The sequence below is a fragment of the Geojedonia litorea genome (assembly GCF_042654525.1).
GTDB lineage: Bacteria > Bacteroidota > Bacteroidia > Flavobacteriales > Flavobacteriaceae > Geojedonia > Geojedonia litorea.
In genome coordinates, this window is sequence record NZ_JBHSGP010000014.1 from 238,326 (window position 1) to 263,217 (window position 24,892).

Sequence of the window (24,892 nt, forward strand, 5' to 3'; positions counted from 1 at the left end):
TTTTTAAATCTTATTTTTGCCTTAATTGTAAGAATGCTAATGTACTTATATTTTGAGGTTTCATAAAATCTTATTCTTATAAGTTATCTACAATTCTCAAGAGATTTTAACATGCGTAAATTAAAGAATAGCGAATTAGACCGATTAAGTGTAGAAGGTTTTAAAGCCTCTAAAAAAACACCCATAATTGTAGTTTTGGATAATATTAGGAGCTTAAATAATATTGGCTCTGTCTTTAGAACCTGTGATGCTTTTTTGGTTGAAAAAATTTATCTCTGCGGAATAACGGCAACGCCTCCACACAAAGACATTCATAAAACTGCTCTAGGGAGTACTGAAACCGTAACTTGGGAATATGTTGAAAACATCTTGGAATTAATTGAGCGTCTAAAATCTGAAAACATAAAAGTAATTTCCATTGAACAAGCTGTAAACGCGACCATGCTCAACGAATTTACAGCTCAACAACAAACAACATACGCTTTGGTGTTTGGGAACGAAGTCAAAGGTGTTAAACAAGAAGTGGTAAGTGCCAGTGATCTGGTTTTGGAAATACCTCAATTTGGCACCAAACACTCGCTCAACATTTCGGTTAGTGTAGGGGTTGTGGTTTGGGATATATTTTCAAAGTTAAAGTAATAACTAAAACTCCTTTTAGGCTTTACTAATCTCACTCAATATCCATAAATAATCTTCTCTATTTTCAACAAAATCCCTGTCGGAAATATCAATGATTTTAACCTTAAGTTCAGATTGGTTTTTAAGAAATTCTAAATACCCTGAATTAATTTTTTCGAGATAATCGTCTTGGATGTTTTGTTCATAATCACGTCCGCGTTTTTTAATATTCTCCTGTAAGCGCTGCGTATTTTGATAAAGATATACATACAGTTCGGGTTTGGATATATCTTTATACATGAGATAGAAAAGCTTTCTATACAACTTAAACTCGTCTTCTGGCAAGGTGATTTTTGAAAATATGAGCGATTTATAAATATCATAATCACTAACTATAAAGTCTTTAAATAGGTCCAACTGTGAAAGGTCATCACTAATTTGCTGATATCTATCGGCCAAAAACGACATCTCTAATGTGAAGGCGTAACGCTGTGGCTCTTTATAAAATTTCGGTAAAAATGCATTATCTGCAAAGCGCTCTAAAACTAATTTTGCATTAAAGTCATTTGCAATTTTATGCGCCAAACTGGTTTTTCCTGCACCAATGTTTCCTTCAATGGCAATATAATTATAGTCTGAAAACTGAAACTGCTTACTCGGATTTTTCAACCAAATTTTAATAGACTGCACTTCACTTTGATCCTCACAAGTAGAGAGTAATTGCGAAATCGTTTGTTTCAAAATGGGATGTTCTAAATTAGGAGCAATATCAAATAAAGGTTGTAGCACAAACTTACGCTGGTGCAAAGCTTTGTGCGGGATTTGTAAAGTTTTCGAATCCTCAACCCAATCATCATAAAACAAAATGTCTAAATCAATAATTCTCGATTGATAGCCTTTTTTCTTAGCTTGCTCCCTTCCCATATGTTTTTCGATAGTCTTTAAAGCTTTCATGAGTTGTTTAGGCTTCAAATCCGTTTCTAAAAAAACACAGGTGTTTAAAAAGTCATCGCCTTCAAATCCGTGTGCAGGTGTATTGTAAACATTAGATATGATAATAATCTTACCTAAACGTTCAAAAACTAAATTTACGGCATCTTGAAGATGTTTTAGGCGATCACCAACATTACTTCCCAGAGCGAGATATACTTTATGAATTTGTTTCATATGCGAAAACAAATTAAGGAAAAGAAAATTTAATACTTTATATTTACAAGACGTATTTATTCACAATTTTGTGTTTTAATATGCCCAAATCACGAAAAATTTAAAAGGATTGTTTTAACAATACCTAACGCTCATAAAACAACTCAATGACTCTAAAAGATAAACTCGCCGCACATCGTATCTATTTGCTTTTAGCTTCTTTATTTATAACCTCTTTGGTGGTCTCCAACTTAATTTTTCAAAAGTTTTTTTATTGGTATCCGTTAGACATTGAACTGTTTGGGAGTAAACTATTCGAGATTTCAGTGGGTATTTTACCCTACCCCATAACCTTTTTAATCACTGACCTTATTAGTGAAATTTATGGTAAAAAGCGAGCCAATCAGGTTGTAGTTACCGGTATTTTTGCATCATTATTTTCATTAGGAATTGTTTTGGTTTCTAATGCCGTTCCTGCTACTTCATGGTCTCCTGTGGGAGATGAAATGTTTAAAACGGTGTTTGGCAGCACAGCCATTGCGGTTACAGCAAGTATGATGGCCTATTTATTTGCGCAATTTATTGACATACAGATCTATCATTTTTGGAAACGGCTCACTAAAGGAAAGCATTTGTGGTTAAGAAATAATTGCTCCACGTTTTTATCTCAATTTGTAGATACCTTTACAATTTTGTTGCTGTTATGTTCGTTTGAAATCATTGCTTGGGAAAAATTTAGCGGGCTTTTAGCTGCCGGATTTTTATTCAAGGTTTTGATTGCAATGATTGATACCCCTTTTCTATATTTGGGTGTGTATTTATTCAGAAGACGATTCAAACTCAAAATCAATGAAGAAATAGCACTAATTTAAACACTAAAGTTTTATTAAACTTTTTGCGTTGCTTGGACTAATCCTTTATTTTATACGTATTTATATTAAACCATACCATTCCCCATGAAGAAAGCTTTAAAAATAATTGGAATTTCGTTACTCATTATTTTCGTACTTCTTTTAGCCGTTCCTTTTGCATTTCAATCACAGATTAAAGACATGGTTAAGCGATTCATAAACCAAAATCTGAATGCGCATGTTGAGTTCAGCGATGTTAATTTAAGTTTATTGAGAAGCTTTCCGCAAGCCCATGTCAGTGTTCATGATTTAGTGATTACAAATTTTAAGCCTTTTGAAGGAGAGACTTTGGCAACTTCAAAATCCATTGCCTTTACTATGTCGGTAAAGGAATTGTTCAAAAACGCTGACGAAGAAGCGATTGTCATAAATTCCATAGCTATTGATGAAACCTTATTAACCTTAAAAACAGATTCACAAGGCAACACCAATTATGATATTGTAAAAGAAAAAGAAGCTTCATCTTCAAATGATTCAGCTTTTTCATTTGACATTGAAGATTATCGTATTCAAAATAGTGCCTTAAGCTATATTGATGAAGCAGCCAACGTTTCTATTTTTATTACAGAACTTAATCACCAAGGTAAAGGAAATTTTTCAGCAGAACAGTCTGAATTGGACACCTACAGTGAAGCCAATGTGAGCATGAATGTTGAGAATACCAATTATTTAAACAATAATAAAATAAAGCTTGACGCCCTGATAGGCATAGATTTGGAAAACAGCACCTATACCTTTAAAGAAAATAAAGGATTTATCAATCAGCTTCCAATTCAATTTAAAGGATTTGTGAAACAATTAGAAAATGGCCAAGAGATTGATATTAGTTTTGAAAATCCTGAATCATCATTTAAGGATTTTTTAGCCGTAATTCCTGAAAGTTATTCCAAAAACATTGAAAATGTTGAAACAACCGGGGATTTTAAGGTCAAAGGCGAACTTAAAGGACTGATCTCGGAGACCACGATTCCAACCATGGATATTAGTATTGTTTCAGACAATGCTTCATTTAAATATCCTGACTTACCGAAACGCGTGGAAAACATTTCAATAAACACCTCTATAAAAAACACCACTGGAAATGCTGAGGACACTTTTGTTGATATTAACACCCTAAATTTTAAGATCGATAATGATGTGTTTAAGTCTTCAGCAACTTTAAAACAACTCACCACCAACATGCTGGTCAATGCCAATATTGATGGCACTTTAAATCTTGCTAATATTTCAAAAGCCTATCCTGTAAAATTAGACACGCCATTAACGGGTATTTTAAAGGCAAAGCTCAATACAGCCTTCGATATGAATGCCATTGAAACCAATGCTTACGAACGTATAAAGAATAACGGCTCGGCAAGTATTTCAGGATTTACTTATTCATCAAAAGAAATGGCGCATCCCATTGAAATTTCCAAAGCAGATATCACATTCAATCCAGACAGTGTAAGTCTCAATACATTTGAAGCTAAAACAGGACAAAGTGATCTTAACGCCAAAGGAACAATTAGAAATCTTATTGGTTTTTTAATGGGCAAAAATGATCTACAAGGAAATTTTAGCGTGACTTCAAATACGTTTGTATTGAATGATTTCATGACATCAGAAACTGAAAACCAGAGCACAACTGGCAGTAAAAATGAAGCCTTCAAAATACCGCAATTTTTAGATTGTACTATTGATGCCAATGCTAAAACGGTTGTTTATGACAATTTGAATTTAAAAGATGTAAAAGGAACTCTTTCCATCAAAGACCAACAAGCCTCTTTAAAGGGATTGAGTTCAACATTGTTTAATGGTATTTTGGCTTTAACTGGAAATGTTTCAACTAAAACAGACCTTCCTGTATTCGATTTGAGTATTGGCGCTGATAGTTTTGACATTGGACAGTCATTTGACAAACTGGATTTACTTAAAAGTTTAGCCCCTATTGCAAAAGTATTCCAAGGAAAACTCAATACCACAATTAATCTTTCAGGAACCTTAAATGAAGAACTCACTCCTAATCTAAATTCGATAAATGGTAATGCCATTGCACAAATTTTAACAGCTTCGGTCAATACTGATCAAACAAAACTCCTTAATAGTTTAGGTGACGCCCTTAATTTTATAGATTTTAAAAAACTCGATCTTAAAGATTTGAAAACTCATCTAGAGTTTGCTAATGGTAAAGTGAATGTTAAGCCATTTCAGTTACAGTATAAGGATATTGCTATTGAAGTTTCTGGATCACATGGCTTTGATAAATCACTAGCTTATAATGCGGTGTTTAATGTACCCGCTAAATATTTGGGAAGTGATGTCAATCGTTTAATTGGTAAAATTAATGATAACGAAGTCAACAAAATATCCATTCCAATTACCGCGAAAATAACAGGTTCATATACAAGCCCGCAAGTTTCAACCGATTTGACTAGTGGTGTTGCCAATCTCACTAAACAATTGATTGAAATCGAAAAGCAAAAATTACTAAATCAAGGCAAAGATAAAATTAAAGACCTCATCGGCGGATTGACTGGAACCAAGAAAACCACTGTAACCGATTCCACAGCAACTTCAACAAATCCTATAAAGACCGATAGTAGTGCAACACTTCCTAAAACTCAAATTAAAGAAGGAGTTAAAGACATTTTAGGAGGGTTGATTAAAAACCGAAAGAAAAAAGACACAATAAATCAAAATAACTAATTTTTAAAAAATAGGTAAAAACAACAATTTTTTAAGAATTTTTAACAGATTTTGACCTTTTTTTATTCATTTTTTGAAAGAAATGACCATTTTCTTGTTTTTGTCAATTAAAAGGTTATAATGTCATAAACAATAACATTATAATATATGAGGCAATTAAAAATTACGAAACAAGTTACTAACAGGGAATCTAAATCACTTGACAAATATTTACAGGACATAAGTAAATTACCTTTAATAACAGCTGATGAAGAAGTTGAATTAGCACAACGCATTAAGAAAGGGGACCAGGTAGCACTAGACAAACTAACAACAGCCAACTTGCGATTTGTAGTTTCGGTTGCAAAACAATATCAAAATCAAGGTTTAACCTTACCCGATTTAATTAATGAAGGTAATGCAGGATTGGTAAAAGCCGCAAAACGCTTTGATGAAACACGAGGTTTCAAATTTATTTCATATGCAGTATGGTGGATAAGGCAAGCAATTTTGCAAGCTTTAGCCGAACAATCTAGAATAGTTAGATTACCTTTGAACAAAATTGGTTCCATAAACAAAATAAACAAAGCTTATTCGTTTTTAGAACAAGCACATCAACGCCCTCCAAGTGCGGAGGAAATTTCCTTAGAATTAGACATGACACTCACCGAAGTTAAGCAGTCTATGAAAAATTCTGGACGTCATTTATCAATGGATGCACCATTAAAAGAAGGTGAAACATCTAGTTTGTATGATGTTGTAAAATCTGGTGAATCACCAAATCCTGATAATAACTTGATGAAAGAATCATTAAGTGTTGAGATTAATAGGGCTTTAGATACCTTGTCACCAAGAGAAAGTGATGTTCTAAAATTGTATTACGGCATAGGAGATGAAGCTCCAATGAGTTTAGTAGAAATTAGTGAAACCTTCGACCTAACTCGTGAGCGTGTTAGGCAAATACGCGAAAAAGGGATTAGACGATTACGTCAAACTTCAAAAAGTAGAATATTAAAAACGTATTTAGGATAGTCCTTTGTACAAACCATCATACATAAAAAACCATACATGATTAAAATAGAAATAAAAGAAGGTGAAAATATTGAAAGAGCTCTTAAACGCTATAAGCGTAAGCATCGCAATATTAAAGTGATGCAAAACATAAGAGAAAATCAATTTTTTACCAAAAAATCAGTAAAACGTCGTCGCGAAATACAAAAGGCATCATATATTCAAGAGCTTAGAGATCAAGAGTTCAACTAGGTGATTGTAAAATTTAAAATTAAAGCGCACTTTAAAAAGTGCGCTTTTTTTATGTAATAGAAATATCTACGACCAAGCCTTCATTTGATCTTACATTAAAAACCGTATCATCTTCAAAAATAAGATACTGCCCTTTTATACCTTTAAGTATTCCTGAATAAGTAGTTTGTTTTTCAAGATTCAGACTTTTGGGTTTTTCGGGATATTGGTGTACCGGGAACTCAAGGTTGGTTTCAGTATTACTTTCAATAAAATAGTCTTTGGCTTCATCAGGAATAAAGGACTTTAAGCGTTCACGCCACTCAACCAAATTTTCATCTTTAATATCATTTTTTAACATACTACGCCAGTTGGTTTTGTCACTCACATGCTCCTTTAAGGCCACTTCGGTGATACCTGCTAAATAACGATTAGGGACTTCTACAATTTCTATGGCTTCATGGGCGCCTTGGTCAATCCAACGTGTTGGCACTTGACTTTTTCTGGTCACGCCAACTTTTACATTACTAGAATTAGCCAAATACACCACATGTGGCTGTAGTTGTACTTTCTTTTCATATTCTAAATCACGATCTTCCTTATCTAAATGTGCGGTACTTAATTCTGGTCGCATGATCCAATCTGCTGCTTGAGGAATATCGAAAAAACAATCTCTACAGAATCCTTGCCTGTAAATAGGTTTGTTCAAACCACAATTTAAACATTGATATTTAATAAACGTTAATGTTACAGGTTTATCCAATAACTGGTTCATGTTTATAAAGTCATTTTCAAACATTAAATAGTATTGAATGGGTTGTAAAAACTCACTTTCCATTTTTGTTAAAACGCCTTGGTAGTTCATCAAAAAAAGTCTTATTTTTAAAAACTTAAAGATACTATAAATATGCCAATCCCTTTAGTGAATTCTATAGCTTCATGGTTTTTGAAAAAGCGGTTTCACCAAATAGAATTGTTTTTGAAATACCCCAATGAAGTTCAAAATGAATTGCTGATAGAACTAATTAGTATTGCTAAAGACACTGAAATTGGCAAGCAGTATGATTTTGAGTCCATTAAGGACTATACTACTTTTGCAGAACGTATTCCTATTTCGGCTTATGAGGATTATCAAGAAGTTATTGAACGATCAAGAAAAGGTGAACACAATATTTTTTGGCCACAACCCATTAAATGGTTTGCAAAGTCAAGCGGAACAACCAATGCCAAAAGTAAATTTATCCCTGTAAGTATAGAATCACTAGAAGATTGCCATTATGCGGCTAGCAAAGATTTGCTGTGTATGTACCTCAACAATAATGAAGACTCTCAATTGTTTACAGGTAAGAGTTTACGCCTTGGTGGAAGTAAAGAGTTATATCGCGAAAATGGTACTGTATTTGGCGATTTATCCGCAATATTAATTGACAATATGCCCTTTTGGGCCGAGTTTAGCAGCACACCAAGCAATCGTGTGTCATTAATGAGCGATTGGGAACACAAGATGCAAGCCATTGTTGAAGAAACCATAAATGAAAATGTTACTAGTCTAGCCGGCGTACCTTCATGGATGTTGGTATTGCTTAACAACGTTTTGGATAAAACTGGCAAGGAAAACCTTTTTGATATCTGGCCAAATTTAGAAGTTTACTTTCATGGTGGTGTAAGTTTTACACCTTATGCTGATCAGTACAAAGCCATATTGCCAAAAAAGGATTTTAAATACTATGAAATCTACAATGCCTCGGAAGGTTTTTTTGCTATTCAAGATCAAAACAATTCTTCTGAACTTTTATTAATGTTAGACTATGGTATATTTTATGAATTCATCCCCATGGATGTTTATGGCACGTCCCAACAAAAAGTAATTCCATTAAGTGAGGTAGAAATTGGCGTGAATTATGCAGTAATTATTACCACCAATGCAGGTTTGTGGCGTTACAAAATTGGTGATACGGTAAGGTTTACCTCAACAAATCCTTACCGAATAAAAGTTTCTGGTAGGACCAAGCACCATATCAATGTATTTGGAGAAGAATTAATTATTGAAAACGCCGAGGAAGCCCTTAAAAAAGTATGTAAAACTACCAATGCTAAAATTGTTGACTATACTGCGGCTCCCATTTTCATGAAAGGAAAAGAAAAAGGCGCACACGAATGGCTTATAGAATTTAAGAGTCCACCAAAAAATATTGACGATTTTAACCAACTATTAGATGATGCGTTAAAGTCGTTAAACAGTGACTATGAAGCGAAGCGCTATAATAATATGACACTCAATATGCCAAAAATACATGTTGCTCGTAAGCAATTATTTTATGATTGGTTAAAACATCACAATAAATTGGGAGGGCAACATAAGATCCCAAGACTTTCTAACAACCGTGAATATATGGATGAACTTTTGAGGTTAAATTGCTAAATGTATACCTCTTTATGTTTTTTAACGGTAAAATTGACCTCAACTTTTCATATAACGAATTTACTTTAGTCTTTATCTAAAAAGGTTGTTGCTCGTTTGAATCTTAAAACAATTGCACTTATATTTACAAAGTAATGATAAAAAATACAATCAAGTATATATAGATTTTATCTGCAATATTAGTTTTTAAATCCAAAATAAAAAACCACTCCAAAAGAGTGGTTCTTATTTTTTATATAGGTTCTAAAACTGTTAAGAAACTGCTTTTAACTTCTTTAAAGTAGTTTTGGTAAGCTTATCTTCAGCGTAAGATTTAGTCACGTTCAATTTCTTTTCCTTTGTACTAGGAAGTTCAAACATGGCGTCGGTTAATATTTCTTCGCATAACGAACGCAAACCTCTTGCTCCTAATTTATAATCAATCGCCTTTTGAACAATAAACTCCAATGCGCCTTCAGTGATGCTAAATTCAATTTCATCCATCGCAAACAATTTTTTGTATTGCTTGATGATGGCATTTTTAGGTTCGGTTAAAATAGCTCGTAAGGTATCAGCATCAAGGGGATCCATATACGTTAATACTGGCAAACGTCCTATTATTTCCGGAATCAAACCAAAATCCTTTAAATCCTTTGGGATGATATATTGCAGCATATTATCAACATCGACTATTTCGTCTTCTTGAGCCGCCTTATAACCTATGGCTGCCATATTAAGGCGTTTGGAAATCACACGCTCAATACCGTCAAATGCCCCACCTGCAATAAATAAAATGTGCTCCGTATTAACTTCAATAAACTTTTGATCTGGATGTTTTCGTCCGCCTTTAGGTGGCACATTAACTGTTGTGCCTTCTAATAACTTAAGTAAAGCTTGTTGCACACCTTCGCCTGACACATCTCTGGTAATTGAAGGATTGTCACTTTTGCGGGCAATTTTATCAATCTCGTCAATAAAAACAATTCCCTTTTCAGCTTTTTCAAGATTATAATCTGCAGCTTGAAGAAGTCGCGTTAAAATACTCTCAACATCTTCACCAACATATCCAGCCTCTGTAAGTACCGTAGCATCTACAATGGCTAATGGTACATTAAGCATTTTGGCAATGGTTTTTGCCAATAAGGTCTTTCCTGTACCAGTTTGACCTACCATTATAATATTACTCTTTTGTATTTCTATATCATCATCGCTCACTGGCTGCAATAAACGCTTATAGTGGTTATAAACTGCTACTGACAATACTTTTTTACTATACTCTTGTCCTATGATGTATTCGTCTAAAAAGCCTTTGATTTGCTGTGGCTTACGCAGCATAAGCTCTGAAGACAATTCAGAACTATCACTTTGCTTGGATTCTTCCAAAACAATGCCATGTGCCTGCTCAATACAACGATCACAAATATGTGCATCGAGCCCTGCAATTAATAAATTGGTTTCTGGCTTTTTCCTACCACAAAATGAACATTCTAATTCTTCCTTTGCCATGTATTTATTTAATATTTAGTATTCTAGATTTTAAATTAATTTAATTTCTAGATAGTACTTCATCTATCATTCCGTATTCTAATGCCTTATCAGCTTTCATCCAGTAATCACGATCACTATCTTCATAAACTTTGTCGTAACTCTGCCCAGAATGTTTACTAATAATTTTATATAACTCTTCTTTTAGTGTAATTATTTCACGAGCCGTAATCTCAATATCACTTGCTTGACCCTGTGCACCTCCTAATGGTTGGTGAATCATGACACGTGAATGGGTTAAACCGCTTCGTTTTCCTTTTTCACCAGCGCACAACAACACCGCACCCATAGAAGCAGCCATACCTGTACAAATAGTTGCAACGTCTGGTTTTATTAACTGCATCGTATCATAGATTCCTAAACCTGCATAAACACTTCCTCCCGGAGAATTGATATAGATTTGAATATCTTTTGATGAATCTGTGCTTTCTAAAAACAGTAGTTGTGCTTGAATAATATTAGCCACCTGATCATTGATCGCCGTTCCCATAAAAATGATACGATCCATCATTAATCGTGAAAACACATCAAAAATAGCGATGTTCATTTGACGTTCTTCAATAATATTTGGCGTTAGCCCAACAGGGTACATACTACTAATAATTTTGTTGTAATAAGTACTGCTGATGCCTTGATCTTTTATAGCAAATTTTTCAAATTCTTTTCCGTAATCCATAAATTTTTAAAATAATTAACTGCTGAAATCTTGCAATGTATTCTATATGACTTTAATACAGGATTTTCCTATATATCAACTTCAAAAAAAAGCGTAAAACTTCACAGTTTTACGCTCAAATATAATGATTTATTCTGTAAACAATTAACTATAGAATTCTTTTACAAAATCGTCATAGGTGATCTCTTTAACTTTAAGATTTGCCTCTGACTTGTATAAGGTTAATAGTTTTTGACTCATTAATTGTTCAGACAAACGTTTTCCCTCTTCTTTATTAGATAATATACGGGCTGCAATGTCTTCCAATTCTTTATCAGAAGGATCCATTTGGCCGAATTGAGCCATTTGCACTTTAATCATCTGTTTAGCCTGCTCCTTTAAATCATCAAAAGTTACTTGTAGTTTATGTTCCTCAATTAATTTTCCTTCAATTAACTGGTAACGCATACTTTTTTCTGATTTCTCATACTCTTCTTTAGCCTGATCTGCGTCCATTTCTTCTTCCCCTGCAGTTTGCATCCATTTTTGTAAAAACGATGCTGGTAAATCAAACTTTGTGTTTTCTACTAGATATTCAGTAACGTCATTCAATAATTTTTGATCTCCTTGTTGTGCAAATTGCTTTTCTGAATCTTCTTTGATTTTATTTTTAAGTTCTGTTACCGAAGTCACGACGCCTTTGCCAAATAATTTATCAAACAAGTCCTGGTCTAAATCAGCCAATTCACGTTTATTGATTTCGTTAATGGTAAAGATCACTTCAATATCTAAACCATGTGCGTCATCATGAGGTACTTTTAAAAAGTGCATCAAATCATGATCGTCATTAAACAAGCCTTTTGTCTTTAAGGCGATGGTGTCACCTACTTTAGCACCAATAAATTGCTTTTCAGTAGCTTTTCCTTTGAACTTATCTAAAGTCAATGTGGCAGAGTTATTAATACCTTTCTCTTCGTTTACAAAAACCCCAGTAATTTCAGAATCCTTTGCAACAGTATCTTGAGAAACTAATTTACCGTACTGTTTTCTAATATGTTCAACTTGGCTGTTTAGCATTTTTTCATCGGCAACTATCTGGTAGTGCGTAATGGCTTTTTTACTTTTCAAGTTAACGTCAAATTCTGGAGCAAGGCCCAATTCAAATTCAAAAGTAAACTGATCGGCATCCCAATCTAAATTATCTTGTGGTTTTGGTAATGGGTTACCAAGCACATCAAGTTTTTCTTCAGTTAAATACTTGTTTAAAGCGTCTTGTAATAGCTTGTTTACTTCGTCAACTAATACCGCTTTACCATATTGCTTTTTTACTAAAGTCATTGGTACATGACCTTTTCTAAATCCTGGTATGTTCGCAGATTTACGATAATCTGAAAGAATTTTCTCCACCTTATCACTATAGTCTTCTTTAGCGATATCTACTTTTACAACTGCATTTAAAGCGTCAATGTTTTCTCTTGTAATATTCATTATTGAATCATATAAAAATTGGGATGCAAAAGTACATATTTTTTACATCCCAACAAAGTTTTTAACCTTCTGAAATTCAGTCTATTTTTTATCGTCTTTTAAAATAGAATAAAGTATAGATTGGAGAATGGACAAAAGTATACTAAACAAGAGTGCTATCCAAAAATTCCTGACCCCAAAACCATTTATAAATTCATCGGCCACCAATATGATGCAGGCATTGATTACCAACAAAAACAATCCGAGGGTAACAATGGTAATTGGCAGTGTAAGGATGATTAAAACGGGTTTTAAAATGGCATTTAACAATCCTAAAACTATAGCCACAATTACAGCTGATAAAAAGCTGTCTACCACTACGCCAGGCAGTAACTTTGCCAATACGACAACAGCCACTGCGGTTAATAAAATACGAAGAATTAGATTCATAAATCTGGATATTAGATTTCTAAATATACTGTTTTATTGAATAAATGCCATGACCTCATCAAAAAAGTCTGAAGGATTCTCGGCATGCAACCAGTGCCCGGCATTAGAAATGGTAACTAATTTGGATTTTGGAAACTGGGTTTTTATTTGAGATTCATCACTTAATGCAATATATTCTGAACGATCACCACGAAGAAACAAAGTCTCTTTGTTAAAACTTAAATGAGAAGGCAGTGCTTCTCCTACTTCAGAAACTTGTTCTTTCAAAACTTCAAGATTCATGCGTAAAGCCAATTGTCCTTTTTCTTTCCAATATAAGTTTTTAAGCAAAAACTGTCGTGTACCAAAATCGGAAACATAGGAACTCAAAATATCATCAGCCTCACCACGGCTTTGAATTTTGGAGAAATCTAAAGCACTCAAACCATTTAAAATGGCGTCATGATGTACGGGATAAAATCTCGGAGCAATATCTGCAACCAATAATTTTGATACTAACTCGGGATATTTGGCAGCGAACAGCATGGCAGTTTTTCCTCCCATAGAATGCCCGAGAAGAACAACATCAGTAAGCTCATGCTCGTCACAATATGTTTTTAGGTCGTCAACTAAAACTTCATAATTGAAAACATCATCCCAAAAACTCCTTCCATGATTTCGCTGATCGACCAAATGCACTTCAAAACCCTGCTCACTAAATTTTGTTCCCAGTGTTTTCCAATTGTCGCTCATTCCTAAAAACCCATGAAGAATTACAAATGGTTGGCCTTCGCCCAAAATATTAGAATATAATTGCATTAGCTTAATTTGTGTAAATACATTTGTACAACGTTTTCAATGCCTAGATAAAGGCTTTCAGAGATTAAAGCATGACCTATGGAGACTTCTAATAATCCTGGGATGTTATCCTTAAAAAACTTAATGTTGTCTAGTGATAAATCATGCCCGGCGTTAACTCCCAGACCAATAGAATTAGCTAATTCGGCACATTTACTATATGGTAAAATAGCAGATTCATTTCCTAAACTATACTCATGTGCAAAAGACTCTGTATATAGCTCAATCCTATCTGTCCCTGTTGCTTTCGCCCCTTCTATTTGGCGCAAATCAGGGTCAACAAAAATAGAAGTTCGTATGCCCTTTGCTTGAAATTCCTTAATAATATCTATCAAAAAATCTTTGTGTTTAATCGTATCCCAACCTGCGTTGGAAGTAATTGCATCTTCTGCATCAGGCACTAAAGTGACCTGGGTTGGTTTAATTTCCAACACAATATCCATAAACTTCTTGATTGGATTTCCTTCAATATTATATTCGGTATAAACAACAGGTTTGAGGTCATAAATATCTTGATAGGTAATATGGCGTTCGTCTGGTCTTGGGTGAATTGTAACACCTTCTGCTCCAAATCGCTGAACATCTTCAGCAAACCTAACCACATTAGGGGTATTCCCTCCTCTAGAATTACGAAGTGTTGCTATCTTATTAATATTTACACTTAACTTTGTCATACTTCCTTAATTTTAAAAGACAAAAATACAAAGTAGAACATCCTTTTTGTAGTTATTTTTAATTAATTTGCAGTAGAATCAAGCCTACATGCAGTTAGAACAGTACATTATAAACGATATTAAACCTGTCAATATCAAAGACAAGATAAGTGACTTGAAAATGCTTTTCAATGAGCTTACCTATTCACATGTTCCAATTGAGAATGAGGGTATTTATATTGGGTGTATTTCTGAAAATGATGCTCATTGTTTCGAAAGTGCAAAAACTATTCAAGAATGCAACTATGCAATTGAGGGCTTTTATGTTAGATCACATACCAGTTGGTTAGATGTTTTAGAAGCTTTCGCGCAAAACTCATGCAATATTATGCCAGTATTAAATGAACAAAACACCTATTTAGGCTATTATGAGCTTAACGACATAATAGGCTTATTTAATGAAACACCATTTTTTGCTGAAACTGGAGGAATTCTTATTATAGAAAAAGGAATTCAAGATTATTCATTTAGTGAAGTAAGTCAAATTGTAGAGTCTAATAACGCTAAAATACTTGGGGCATTTGTTTCAAAAATTGAAAGTGATCTTGTACAAATCACCATTAAAATTGGGCATTCTGGGTTAAATGAAGTGATTCAAACTTTTAGACGATATGGCTACAATATTATTTATGGCCATGAAGAAGACACTTATATTGAAAGCCTCAAAGAACGATCAGAATACTTAAAACGATATCTAAACATATAGCCATCGTTCTGGCATTCAAAACAACCATGAACTAGCACTTTAACTAAACGTACCAATGAAAATAGCCATTTACGGTCAATCATATCAAAGTAACACTCAAAAAAGTGTTCAAACATTACTGCATTTTTTAGCAAAGAATCCGGTTGAAGTCTTTATTGAACAAGAGTTTTATGGCATGATTTCGAGCCAGAATGAAGCCCAATCAGATTATAAAAGTTTCAAGGTTTTTAAAACTCTAGACAATTCATTTGATGTATTGATAAGTATTGGCGGTGACGGTACAATTTTAAGAGCAATTACATTTGTAAGAGATTTGTCAATCCCTATAGTTGGGATTAATACAGGGCGACTTGGGTTTTTAGCCACAATTCAAACCAACGAAATAGAAGAAGCTGTTAGCAATATATTAAATGGGAATTATAAAATATCTGAACGAACACTTTTGTGTGTAGAAACTCAACCTGAAAACTCTGATTTAATTGAAATTAATTTCGCTTTAAATGAAATCGCTGTTAGTAGAAAAAATACAACCTCAATGATAACAGTTGAAACGCATTTAAATAATGAATATCTCACCTCGTATTGGGCTGACGGACTCATTATTGCCACTCCAACAGGGTCTACAGGCTACTCGTTAAGTTGTGGCGGGCCTGTAATTACTCCAGATACCGACAGTTTTGTATTAACTCCAATAGCGCCCCACAATTTAAGTGCGAGACCATTAGTCATCCCAAATGATACACAAATTAAACTTAAAGTTGATGGCCGTGAAGAGTATTACTTAATTTCGTTGGACTCACGAATCGCAACTCTACCCAATAAAGCCATCGTAACCATTAAAAAAGCACATTTTAAAATTAAAATGGTTGAACTAACTCATGAAAGCTTTCTCGACACACTTCGAAAAAAATTACTTTGGGGAGAAGATAAGCGCAACTAGGCAATAAAACCTCATAAATAGTGTTTATCTGTAATACAATTTGTTACAAATTATTATAGCCTAATCTTATTTATTATATTTGCAAACTTTTAAAAATTTATGAGGTTCTTAATCCCATTTTTATTGAGTATAGTTTTTACCCAAACAAGTCAGTCCCAAATTTATGAAATTGGCGTGTTTGTTGGAGGTAGTAATTTTATTGGAGATGTTGGTGCAACAAATTATATTTCACCGAACCAAACAGCTTTTGGAGCAATTTTTAAATGGAATCGGAGTGCAAGACATTCGCTTAGAGCATCACTTATGTATACAAATTTAGAAGGCCAAGACATAAAATCTGATGACCCCAGACGCATACAGCGTGGATATGCATTTGATAACAGCTTATTAGAATTATCGGCTGGTATGGAGTTTACGTTTCTAGATTTCAATCTTCATGACGGTGTTAAAAAATCAACGCCATATTTATATACGGGTTTGAGTGCCGGCAAATACGATAATTATTATTTTAGCCCTTCAGGGGTTTATACTTCAGAAGACACTTCTAGTTGGACCTTTGGAATCCCTATGGTTTTGGGATTTAAAACTTCTATATCTAGCAGCTTTATTTTAGGAATGGAAATAGGTGCGAGATATACATTTACAGATGAACTTGATGGAAGTGTTCCAGATGCTCCAGAGCGTCAAAGCTTGAGCTTCGGAAATACTAACAGTAATGATTGGTATGTGTTTTCAGGATTTACACTAACCTTTACCTTTGGTGAACGACCATGTTATTGTAATTTTTAAATGAATTTGAAAGAACAAATTGACATAGAAAAACTTCCAAATCATCTTGCCATAATAATGGATGGCAACGGAAGATGGGCCAAACAAAAAGGGTTGTTAAGAGTCATTGGTCATGAAAATGGAACAAAATCGGTTAGGGAAGTTGTTGAAGCCAGTGCTGAAATAGGTATTAAGCACCTCACACTTTATGCTTTTTCAACTGAAAATTGGAACCGACCACAATTAGAAGTACAAACCTTAATGAATCTCCTTGTGCGATCCTTAAAAAAGGAAATCAAAACCCTTCAAGACAACAATATAAAACTTTCGGCCATTGGTAGTCTAAACGATTTGCCGAAAAAAGCCCATGCCGAATTAAAGGAAGTGATTGAAAAAACCAAAGATAACACAAGAATGACCTTAACTCTAGCTTTAAGTTATGGGTCTCGTGAAGAACTCATTTCGGCAGTAAAAAAATTGGCTCTTAAAGTTAAAAATAATATAATTTCTGCTGAAAAAATTGACGAATCAATTATAAATAAGCATCTTTACACGCAAAATTTACCAGACGTTGACCTGTTAATTAGAACCAGTGGAGAACAACGCATAAGTAATTTTCTTTTGTGGCAAATTGCTTATGCCGAATTATATTTTACAGATATATTGTGGCCCGATTTTAAGAAGCAGGATTTATATGAAGCCTTGATAAATTATCAAAATAGAGAACGACGATTTGGAAAAACAAGTGAACAACTTAGCTAAAAAAATACTTTTGAGAAATTATATTAATTCATTGCTTATCGTTATTACCCTCATATTTTCGAGTGTACTAACTGCCCAAAACATTGATTTCAATAACGGAAAAAAATATACTATTGGTGATATCGTAGTTACAGGCGATACCAATTTTAGCCCACAAACCGTTGTGGCCTATTCGGGATTAACCAAAGGTGAAACTATTATTATTCCTGGAGAAGAAATAAGTAATGCCATTAAAAAGTTATGGAATACTAACTTGTTTAGTAGCATAGATATTTACCTTACAAAGGTTGTTCAGGATAGTGCCTATTTAGAAATCAACCTTATAGACTTGCCTGAACTTAATGATGTAAAAATTCAAGGTGTCAAAAAGTCTAAAATAGATGCCATCAAAAAGGAAAACAAACTTGATAAAGGTGCAAAGGTCACAGAGAACTTGATTACAACTACTCGAAATTATCTTACTAATAAATATAAAAAAGAAGGCTATTTAAACACTAAGGTTACTGTAAATACCACGGCTGTGACTGATTCAATTCAAAAAAGTCGTGTGAACATGCTTGTGTATATAGACAAGGGAGATAAGGTTAAAATTGATGAGATTAATTTTATAGGCAACGATAAACTTTCCGATAAAAAATTGAGGAAAGCTATGAAAAACACAAAGCAGAAAAATCCGATTCGAATTTTAAAACGTTCTAAATTTATACGAGCTGATTTCAAGGAAGATCTTGTGAGTGTTATTGACAAGTATAAAGAAAATGGCTATCGTGACGCCAGAATTATTACTGATACTATTATTATAAATGATATTGGGACTATTAATCTCGATATTAAATTAGAAGAAGGTGAACAATACAAGTTTGGCAAAATAACCTTTGTTGGAAATAGTGTTTATACAGACCAATATTTACATAGTATTTTAAGAATAAAAGAAGGTGCAACCTATAATGGTGTTGAATTAAGAAAACGTATTGCCGACGACACCAAACCAGACGCTATTGATCTTACCAATCTCTATCAAAATAACGGTTATTTGTTTTCAACCATCAATCCTGTAGAAGTTAGTGCTGATGGCAATGTAATTGATATGGAAATTAGGATTTCTGAAGGGAAACCGGCCTATTTCAACACAGTATCAGTAACTGGAAATGATAAAACTAATGACCATGTAATCTATAGAGAGCTAAGAACAAAACCAGGTCAGCTTTACAGCAAGAGCAATGTGATTAGAACGATTAGAGAGTTGGGACAGTTAGGCTTTTTCGACGCTCAGCAACTTACACCAAACATTAAAAACCCAAACCCAAATGAAGGTACAGTTGATATCGAATATCAAGTTGTAGAACGTGGTTCTAGCCAAATTGAACTTCAAGGTGGTTACGGTGGCGGCGGTTTTATTGGAACGCTAGGGCTTTCATTTAGCAATTTCGCGATTAAGGATCTCTTTAAAAAAGAAGCTTACAAACCTATTCCTATGGGTGACGGGCAAAATTTGGCGTTGCGCTTACAAGCAAGTAGATTTTTTCAAACTTATAGTTTTTCGTTTGCTGAGCCTTGGTTAGGTGGCAAACGTCCAACTCAATTATCTACCTCAATTTCTCACACAAAACAATTTTTATACAATCCTCAAACTAGAAATGCCGATAAAAGCAGACGATTTAATATTACTGGAATTTCTTTTGGATTAGCTAAACGCTTAAGAGAGCCTGACGACTATTTTACACTATCACAAGCAGTGAGTTTTCAGCATTATAATTTAAAAAACTATAACACGGGTCTATTTACTTTTGGTAACGGATTTTCAAATAACTTGTCATACACAGTTGGTTTAAGTAGAAACAACCTTTATACAGACCCAATTTTCCCTGAAGGAGGTTCAAGTTTTTCGGTTTCTGCTAAATTATCATTGCCTTATTCGGTATTCAACGACACAGATTATAAGGCTTTAAAAGATGAACGTGATAGTTTAGATCCTACAGTTGCTGCTGATTTTGCTCGAATTGGAGAAATCGATCAGGAACGTTATAAGTGGTTAGAGTTTTATAAGGTTAAGTTTAAAGGAGATTGGTACACCAGAATCGTGGATAAGCTAATTTTAAAATCAGGTTTAGAATTCGGATTTCTTGGAGCATATAATAATGACCGAGGTGTGATTCCATTTGAACGATTCTTCCTTGGTGGTGATGGATTAGGAAATTACTCACTTGATGGTAGAGAAGTTATTCAATTGCGTGGTTATCCAAACCAATCGCTATCTTCTCAAGATGGTGGAACCATTTACAATAAATTCTCTTTGGAATTGCGTTATCCAATAACATTGGGAGCTCAAGCAAAAATTTATGGATTAACCTTTATTGAAGGTGGTGCATCTTATGATGAATTTAGAGATTATAATCCGTTTACATTAAGCCGTTCAGCAGGTTTTGGAATTAGAATATTTATGCCTGCCTTTGGTTTATTAGGTATAGATTTTGGTCATGGATTTGATGCATTACCTGGCGAAACACAGAAAAATGGGTGGGAAACACATTTTATTATTGGTCAACAATTTTAATTTTGGCACGATATTTTCTATAGAGACCATAACGATTTAAGTCTAGTGTTAAAATTTTTCAGAATATATTTCGTTAATTTGAAGAAGAATTATAACATAAGTGACGGAATCGTAAGCAATGTCTGTCATTTTTAACGTTTAGAGATTAGTTTCGATACCTTAAAAAATAATATACAGATGAAGTACAAAGTTCTTTTTTTATTGGCAACAATGGGTCTTATGAGCTATGTTACTAACGCACAAAGAGGTGTTAGAATTGGCTATATAGATACAGAATATATCTTACAAAACGTTCCTGAATATCAAGAAGCTACTTCGCAATTAGAAGTGAAAGTACAGCAATGGAAAACCGAAATAGAGCAGCGCTTGAATGAAGTAGATACTAAAAAGAAACAGTTAAATAGCGAAAGCGTACTACTTACTAAAGAGTTATATGAAGAGCGGCTAGAAGACATCAATTTTGAAGAAGCCGAAATTTTAGATTATCAGCAAAAGCGTTTTGGTCCAAATGGTGATTTAATGATGCAGAAAAAGCAACTCATTCAACCTATTCAAGATCAAATATTTCAAGCCGTACAGGATATGGCTAAAAGTAGAAACTATGACTTTGTATTTGATAAATCGGCAGATGTAGTCATGTTGTATTCAGCAGAGCGATTTGATATTAGTGATGAAGTGATTCGCGCAATTTCCAGAACTGCAAAACGCACCCAAGCACAGAACAAAGCTGAACGACGAGCTGCTGAAGATGAAGAAGTTGTACCAGAGATTAACGAAGAGCTAGAAGCACGTCAAAAAGCTTTAGACGAGAAAAAAGCTGAAAAAGAGAAAGCTATTGAAGACCGTAAAGCTTTGCAACAAGCCAAACGTGACTCATTAAAATCTGCTGCAGAGGCAAGGCGTCAGAAAATATTGGACGATAGAGCGAAAGCAAAAGCAGAGCGAGAAGGCAGCACAATTGAAAATGATTCTACAAGTGTAAAATCAGATGCCGGAAAAACTCCAGCTCAAATTGCAGAAGAAAAAAGACAACAAACGCTTAAAGACCGTGAAGCCCGTAAAAAAGAATTAGAAGAAAGACGTAAAAAAATATTAGAAGAACGCGAAAAAGCAAAAAAAGAACGCGAAGAACAGAATAAAAAATCAGATACTATACCAAACAATAATAACTAAAAACAATTAATAATTAAACACGTAATACTATTTTTAAAAATGAAACAATTTAAAACCTTATTATTTGCAACACTACTATTCGTCGGAGCTACAAGTTTTGCAGGAGCACAAAGTAAAATTGCACATATTAACACAAATCAGTTGATTGAAGCCATGCCGGAGATGAAAGCTGCACAAGCAGAAATTGAAAAGCTGACTAAAACATACGAAGCTGAAATTAGAACTATGGCTACTGAGCTTGATAAAAAAATCAAACAGTACCAAGCTGAAGTAGATACTAAAACTGAAGAAGAAAACGCTGGTAGAGCTCAAGAGGTTCAATCTATGGAGCAAAGTATTCGTCAGTATCAAGGTCAAGCACAGCAAGATCTTCAAACTAAAGAAGCAGACTTATTAAAGCCAATTTTTGATAAAGCTAAAGCAGCTATTAATAAAGTTGCTAAAGCACAAGGATTTGAATACGTTTTGAACTCTGTTGAAGGTTCAGGAGTATTAGTTGCTTCAGGAAAAGATCTTTTAGCCGATGTTAAGAAGGAATTAGGAATTTAATTTTTCCTAAATAAAAAATGTATAAAAAGCCGCTTGCATAAAGCGGCTTTTTTATTTTTGTACTATGAGTAAACAACCTATTGGTATTTTCGATTCGGGCGTTGGAGGCACTTCTATTTGGAAAGAAATACATTTACTTTTACCTCATGAACACACCATCTATTTAGCCGATAGCAAAAATGCTCCTTATGGCTACCGCTCAAAGCAAGAGATTACTGATTTAAGTATAAAGAACACCGAATTGCTCATACAAAAGGGCTGTAAAATTATTGTTGTTGCCTGTAATACCGCAACAACCAATGCCATCAAAACCTTAAGAGCAACCTTTCCTATACCATTTATTGGCATTGAGCCCGCAATAAAACCCGCTGCATTACATACTCAAACCAAAGCTGTTGGTATTTTGGCAACAAAAGGAACGCTTTCGAGTGAGTTATTCCATCAAACCACAGATTTGTATGGTAGTGGAATTAGGGTCATTGAACAAGTTGGTGACGGGCTTGTGGAATTGATTGAGTCTGGAGATATTAGTTCAGACACATTAAAATCTTTATTGAAGAGTTATTTACAACCCATGATAGAGACCAACATAGACTATTTAGTGCTTGGTTGCACGCATTACCCCTATTTGACACCTCTCTTATTAGAACTGCTTCCTAAACACATTAAAATTATTGATTCAGGCCTAGCAGTAGCTAAACAAACGAAAACAATTCTTGAACAACATGGAATGTTGAATGAGGCACTTTCATTATCAAAAAATGAATTTTACACCAATGCTAACCCTAATATAATGACCAATTTATTAGGCAATGGTTTTAAAGCAGAATATTTAGAGTTTTAATGGTCTTTAAACCAAGATGAATACTTAACGTAGTTATTGGCAATTCTATCAATCTCACCCGAAATTAAATCCTTGCTTATATCTTTTACCTTTTTAGCTGGAACTCCGGCGTAAATGCTTCCTGCCTCAACCTTAGTATTTTGTGTTACTACGGCTCCTGCTGCAATAATACTATTGCTTTCAACAATACAATCGTCCATAACTATACTACCCATTCCTATTAAAACATTATCATGTATGGTACAACCATGTACAATGGCATTATGGCCAATTGAAACGTTATTGCCAATAGTGGTTGGAGATTTTTGGTAGGTGGCATGAATGACTGCTCCATCCTGAATATTTACCTTATTCCCCATTTTTATAAAATGCACATCTCCACGAACAACAGCATTAAACCATACACTGCATTCCTCTCCCATGACAACATCTCCAACTATAGTAGCATTTTCTGCAATAAAACAACTATCAGGGATGCATGGTGAAGTTCCGTTAACGGGTTTTATAATTGGCATATTAAGTAATTAGAAACTTTGGTTTGTGTAAAATTAGTTAATTGCTGGACAATTACAATCGTACTTCTCTCTTCTACAATTAAAGTTATAACCTAAAGTTAGTTGATGAAATCCACCATTATTAAACACAACTGAATTGGCCTGATACGAATACGTATAAGCAAAAGTAAAGTTGTTGTAATCTACTCCTATGAAAGGTGTGAAATATTGTAGTTTTTGACTACTAACCCCTGACCCGTCCAAAAATTCGGCACCATCTAAACTTCGTCGATATGAGAGGCCTCCCCAGAGTTTTCCAAAGTCCATTTCTTTATAAACTTTAGCATTAATATCAAACGAAGATTCCTTGGTTGCGTCTCTGTACATATACATTAAGGATGGCTCATAACTCCATTCACTTCCGGCTTTACCAAAAACATTTCCAACAGAAATCAAATAGGTTCTTAAGTTGTCATAGCTTAAACCTTGTTCGTTAAAATTTATCCCATCATTTTTTAAAAGATTTTTAACGGTTGCATGAGCGTAAAAATCTAGTAAATGATATGAAAATCCAAAGTCGACATTAAAGTTAGTGGCACTTTGTTCAATACCTCCAATGATGGGGTCAAAGCCTTCGGCTAAAAAACTGGTCTCATCTAATTTATACTGTATGAATCCGAAACTCAACCCAAAGGACAACATATTCAGGTCAATTTCATTTCTAGAAAATAATAAGTGATGCGCATAAGTCATATAAGCACCTGTTTGTGAATGATACCCGTTTTTATCAGCATAAACAATACCTCCAATTGCAGATTGAGATTCACCAATGCGACTATTTAAACTTAAGGTTTGTAAACTTGGAGCTTCATCTTGCCCAAACCACTGTTTTCGAGATGTTAATCTTACTTTGGCACAATTGGCTACACCAGCCATGGATGGATGGATTAAGTAGTAGTTATCTGTTAAGTAATCTGAATAAATTGGTAAGCCTTCCTGGGCGTAATTATTAGCAGAAAATACTCCTAAAATTGCCAATAAATAGTATATTTTTAAATTCATCCGATCTAAACCTTTCAAGATAAACGCCCTGTAAAGGCTTTTATTTCAATATATAATCAATGTTTTCCTCTGCTCTATATTATAAAACGTATCTGCCAAATATATAAATTTTTAAACTCGATTGACCGATAAGGATTACAATGTTATCGTTTTTTTAGATAATTTAAAATCATTTAGCCAATTATGCTTAAGAATTTAACTAAACCACCTGAAAATGACACGCTAGAATTCATTTTAAGAATCCTTCATTTTTTATGAATAAGATCCTACTATTTCTAATAAGTGAAGCCCAAAGTAATTCTGTAGGTATTAAACTGATTTAAAACCGATTTTATTAAATGTATAACGCTTTATTCACCTGAATTCCGTTTTGGTTTTATTACTTTTGTAA

Annotated in this window: 24 protein-coding genes; 14 read left to right on the plus strand and 10 right to left on the minus strand. The window is 34.0% G+C overall.

Annotated elements, in window-relative coordinates:
* Positions 1-111: 111 nt before the first annotated feature.
* Positions 112-639 (plus strand): RNA methyltransferase, encoded by a 528-nt coding sequence (locus tag ACFO5O_RS09065; protein WP_387963006.1) that lies wholly within the window; start codon positions 112-114, stop codon positions 637-639.
* A 15-nt stretch (positions 640-654) separates the two neighbouring features.
* On the opposite strand, the gene folK is transcribed toward ACFO5O_RS09065, so the two are convergent.
* Positions 655-1,785, minus strand: coding sequence for a 2-amino-4-hydroxy-6-hydroxymethyldihydropteridine diphosphokinase (gene folK / locus ACFO5O_RS09070; protein WP_387963008.1), 1,131 nt, complete (start codon positions 1,783-1,785; stop codon positions 655-657).
* Positions 1,786-1,931: 146 nt separating this feature from the next.
* On the opposite strand from folK, the gene ACFO5O_RS09075 reads away from it, so the two are divergent.
* The 4 genes from ACFO5O_RS09075 to rpsU all read left to right on the plus strand — a co-directional run bounded on the left by ACFO5O_RS09075 (position 1,932) and on the right by rpsU (position 6,602).
* Positions 1,932-2,636, plus strand: a complete 705-nt coding sequence (locus ACFO5O_RS09075; RefSeq protein ID WP_387963009.1) for a queuosine precursor transporter — start codon at positions 1,932-1,934, stop codon at positions 2,634-2,636.
* Positions 2,637-2,720: 84 nt separating this feature from the next.
* Positions 2,721-5,360, plus strand: a complete 2,640-nt coding sequence (locus ACFO5O_RS09080) for an AsmA-like C-terminal region-containing protein (protein WP_387963011.1) — start codon at positions 2,721-2,723, stop codon at positions 5,358-5,360.
* A gap of 147 nt (positions 5,361-5,507) precedes the next feature.
* Positions 5,508-6,371 (plus strand): sigma-70 family RNA polymerase sigma factor, encoded by an 864-nt coding sequence (locus ACFO5O_RS09085; RefSeq protein ID WP_387963013.1) that lies wholly within the window; start codon positions 5,508-5,510, stop codon positions 6,369-6,371.
* Between the two features lie 36 nt (positions 6,372-6,407).
* Entirely contained in the window at positions 6,408-6,602 is a 195-nt protein-coding gene (rpsU, locus tag ACFO5O_RS09090) for a 30S ribosomal protein S21 (RefSeq protein WP_387963015.1), read from the plus strand.
* A gap of 49 nt (positions 6,603-6,651) precedes the next feature.
* Here the strand turns inward: rpsU and ACFO5O_RS09095 are convergent, their stop codons facing one another.
* A complete protein-coding gene (locus ACFO5O_RS09095) occupies positions 6,652-7,446 on the minus strand; it encodes a DUF2797 domain-containing protein (protein WP_387963016.1) in 795 nt (264 codons plus the stop codon).
* Between the two features lie 42 nt (positions 7,447-7,488).
* Here ACFO5O_RS09095 and ACFO5O_RS09100 point away from each other — a divergent pair, with 42 nt between their 5' ends.
* Positions 7,489-9,003 (plus strand): GH3 auxin-responsive promoter family protein, encoded by a 1,515-nt coding sequence (locus ACFO5O_RS09100; RefSeq protein WP_387963017.1) that lies wholly within the window; start codon positions 7,489-7,491, stop codon positions 9,001-9,003.
* Between the two features lie 252 nt (positions 9,004-9,255).
* Here ACFO5O_RS09100 and clpX read toward each other — a convergent pair whose 3' ends face one another.
* From clpX to ACFO5O_RS09130, 6 genes are all read right to left on the minus strand, one after another.
* Positions 9,256-10,488, minus strand: coding sequence for an ATP-dependent Clp protease ATP-binding subunit ClpX (gene clpX, locus ACFO5O_RS09105; protein ID WP_387963019.1), 1,233 nt, complete (start codon positions 10,486-10,488; stop codon positions 9,256-9,258).
* Between the two features lie 40 nt (positions 10,489-10,528).
* Positions 10,529-11,203 carry an ATP-dependent Clp endopeptidase proteolytic subunit ClpP gene (clpP, locus tag ACFO5O_RS09110; RefSeq protein ID WP_387963021.1) on the minus strand — a complete coding sequence of 225 codons (675 nt, stop codon included), beginning with the start codon at positions 11,201-11,203 and terminating at the stop codon, positions 10,529-10,531.
* A gap of 144 nt (positions 11,204-11,347) precedes the next feature.
* Positions 11,348-12,670, minus strand: a complete 1,323-nt coding sequence (gene tig / locus ACFO5O_RS09115; protein ID WP_387963023.1) for a trigger factor — start codon at positions 12,668-12,670, stop codon at positions 11,348-11,350.
* Positions 12,671-12,751: 81 nt separating this feature from the next.
* Complete coding sequence (locus ACFO5O_RS09120; RefSeq protein WP_387963025.1) at positions 12,752-13,099, minus strand: phage holin family protein; 348 nt, start codon at positions 13,097-13,099, stop codon at positions 12,752-12,754.
* A gap of 33 nt (positions 13,100-13,132) precedes the next feature.
* Positions 13,133-13,897, minus strand: coding sequence for an alpha/beta fold hydrolase (locus tag ACFO5O_RS09125; protein ID WP_387963027.1), 765 nt, complete (start codon positions 13,895-13,897; stop codon positions 13,133-13,135).
* On the minus strand, positions 13,897-14,610 hold the full coding sequence (locus ACFO5O_RS09130; protein WP_387963029.1) for a pyridoxine 5'-phosphate synthase: 714 nt from the start codon (positions 14,608-14,610) through the stop codon (positions 13,897-13,899). The genes ACFO5O_RS09125 and ACFO5O_RS09130 overlap by 1 nt, the downstream gene beginning before the upstream one ends.
* Positions 14,611-14,698: 88 nt before the next feature.
* Here ACFO5O_RS09130 and ACFO5O_RS09135 point away from each other — a divergent pair, with 88 nt between their 5' ends.
* From ACFO5O_RS09135 to murI, 8 genes are all read left to right on the plus strand, one after another.
* Positions 14,699-15,355: a CBS domain-containing protein gene (locus ACFO5O_RS09135; protein WP_387963031.1), complete on the plus strand. Its 657-nt coding sequence runs from the start codon at positions 14,699-14,701 to the stop codon at positions 15,353-15,355.
* A gap of 55 nt (positions 15,356-15,410) precedes the next feature.
* Positions 15,411-16,295 (plus strand): NAD kinase, encoded by an 885-nt coding sequence (locus tag ACFO5O_RS09140; RefSeq protein ID WP_387963033.1) that lies wholly within the window; start codon positions 15,411-15,413, stop codon positions 16,293-16,295.
* A 99-nt stretch (positions 16,296-16,394) separates the two neighbouring features.
* Positions 16,395-17,084, plus strand: a complete 690-nt coding sequence (porG, locus tag ACFO5O_RS09145) for a type IX secretion system protein PorG (RefSeq protein WP_387963035.1) — start codon at positions 16,395-16,397, stop codon at positions 17,082-17,084.
* Positions 17,085-17,825, plus strand: a complete 741-nt coding sequence (locus ACFO5O_RS09150; protein ID WP_387963037.1) for an isoprenyl transferase — start codon at positions 17,085-17,087, stop codon at positions 17,823-17,825.
* Between the two features lie 4 nt (positions 17,826-17,829).
* On the plus strand, positions 17,830-20,379 hold the full coding sequence (gene bamA, locus ACFO5O_RS09155) for an outer membrane protein assembly factor BamA (protein WP_387965103.1): 2,550 nt from the start codon (positions 17,830-17,832) through the stop codon (positions 20,377-20,379).
* A gap of 177 nt (positions 20,380-20,556) precedes the next feature.
* The gene (locus ACFO5O_RS09160) at positions 20,557-21,552 is read left to right on the plus strand and encodes an OmpH/Skp family outer membrane protein (protein WP_387963039.1); all 996 of its coding nucleotides are present in this window, start codon (positions 20,557-20,559) and stop codon (positions 21,550-21,552) included.
* 39 nt (positions 21,553-21,591) lie between these two features.
* A complete protein-coding gene (locus ACFO5O_RS09165; RefSeq protein ID WP_387963041.1) occupies positions 21,592-22,101 on the plus strand; it encodes an OmpH/Skp family outer membrane protein in 510 nt (169 codons plus the stop codon).
* 64 nt (positions 22,102-22,165) lie between these two features.
* Positions 22,166-22,945, plus strand: a complete 780-nt coding sequence (gene murI, locus ACFO5O_RS09170) for a glutamate racemase (RefSeq protein WP_387963043.1) — start codon at positions 22,166-22,168, stop codon at positions 22,943-22,945.
* Here the strand turns inward: murI and ACFO5O_RS09175 are convergent.
* Both ACFO5O_RS09175 and ACFO5O_RS09180 read right to left on the minus strand, forming a co-directional pair.
* Complete coding sequence (locus tag ACFO5O_RS09175) at positions 22,942-23,460, minus strand: gamma carbonic anhydrase family protein (protein ID WP_387963045.1); 519 nt, start codon at positions 23,458-23,460, stop codon at positions 22,942-22,944. The two genes, murI and ACFO5O_RS09175, sit on opposite strands and share 4 nt — an antisense overlap.
* A gap of 33 nt (positions 23,461-23,493) precedes the next feature.
* Positions 23,494-24,501: a PorP/SprF family type IX secretion system membrane protein gene (locus tag ACFO5O_RS09180; RefSeq protein WP_387963047.1), complete on the minus strand. Its 1,008-nt coding sequence runs from the start codon at positions 24,499-24,501 to the stop codon at positions 23,494-23,496.
* Positions 24,502-24,892 lie beyond the last annotated feature (391 nt).

Coding starts and splice junctions, on each gene's coding strand:
- ACFO5O_RS09065 (WP_387963006.1), top strand. CDS start 112: ATGCGTAAATTAAAGAATAGCGAATTAGACCGATTAAGTGTAGAAGGT.
- folK (WP_387963008.1), bottom strand. CDS start 1,785: ATGAAACAAATTCATAAAGTATATCTCGCTCTGGGAAGTAATGTTGGT.
- ACFO5O_RS09075 (WP_387963009.1), top strand. CDS start 1,932: ATGACTCTAAAAGATAAACTCGCCGCACATCGTATCTATTTGCTTTTA.
- ACFO5O_RS09080 (WP_387963011.1), top strand. CDS start 2,721: ATGAAGAAAGCTTTAAAAATAATTGGAATTTCGTTACTCATTATTTTC.
- ACFO5O_RS09085 (WP_387963013.1), top strand. CDS start 5,508: ATGAGGCAATTAAAAATTACGAAACAAGTTACTAACAGGGAATCTAAA.
- rpsU (WP_387963015.1), top strand. CDS start 6,408: ATGATTAAAATAGAAATAAAAGAAGGTGAAAATATTGAAAGAGCTCTT.
- ACFO5O_RS09095 (WP_387963016.1), bottom strand. CDS start 7,446: ATGAACTACCAAGGCGTTTTAACAAAAATGGAAAGTGAGTTTTTACAA.
- ACFO5O_RS09100 (WP_387963017.1), top strand. CDS start 7,489: ATGCCAATCCCTTTAGTGAATTCTATAGCTTCATGGTTTTTGAAAAAG.
- clpX (WP_387963019.1), bottom strand. CDS start 10,488: ATGGCAAAGGAAGAATTAGAATGTTCATTTTGTGGTAGGAAAAAGCCA.
- clpP (WP_387963021.1), bottom strand. CDS start 11,203: ATGGATTACGGAAAAGAATTTGAAAAATTTGCTATAAAAGATCAAGGC.
- tig (WP_387963023.1), bottom strand. CDS start 12,670: ATGAATATTACAAGAGAAAACATTGACGCTTTAAATGCAGTTGTAAAA.
- ACFO5O_RS09120 (WP_387963025.1), bottom strand. CDS start 13,099: ATGAATCTAATTCTTCGTATTTTATTAACCGCAGTGGCTGTTGTCGTA.
- ACFO5O_RS09125 (WP_387963027.1), bottom strand. CDS start 13,897: ATGCAATTATATTCTAATATTTTGGGCGAAGGCCAACCATTTGTAATT.
- ACFO5O_RS09130 (WP_387963029.1), bottom strand. CDS start 14,610: ATGACAAAGTTAAGTGTAAATATTAATAAGATAGCAACACTTCGTAAT.
- ACFO5O_RS09135 (WP_387963031.1), top strand. CDS start 14,699: ATGCAGTTAGAACAGTACATTATAAACGATATTAAACCTGTCAATATC.
- ACFO5O_RS09140 (WP_387963033.1), top strand. CDS start 15,411: ATGAAAATAGCCATTTACGGTCAATCATATCAAAGTAACACTCAAAAA.
- porG (WP_387963035.1), top strand. CDS start 16,395: ATGAGGTTCTTAATCCCATTTTTATTGAGTATAGTTTTTACCCAAACA.
- ACFO5O_RS09150 (WP_387963037.1), top strand. CDS start 17,085: ATGAATTTGAAAGAACAAATTGACATAGAAAAACTTCCAAATCATCTT.
- ACFO5O_RS09160 (WP_387963039.1), top strand. CDS start 20,557: ATGAAGTACAAAGTTCTTTTTTTATTGGCAACAATGGGTCTTATGAGC.
- ACFO5O_RS09165 (WP_387963041.1), top strand. CDS start 21,592: ATGAAACAATTTAAAACCTTATTATTTGCAACACTACTATTCGTCGGA.
- murI (WP_387963043.1), top strand. CDS start 22,166: ATGAGTAAACAACCTATTGGTATTTTCGATTCGGGCGTTGGAGGCACT.
- ACFO5O_RS09175 (WP_387963045.1), bottom strand. CDS start 23,460: ATGCCAATTATAAAACCCGTTAACGGAACTTCACCATGCATCCCTGAT.
- ACFO5O_RS09180 (WP_387963047.1), bottom strand. CDS start 24,501: ATGAATTTAAAAATATACTATTTATTGGCAATTTTAGGAGTATTTTCT.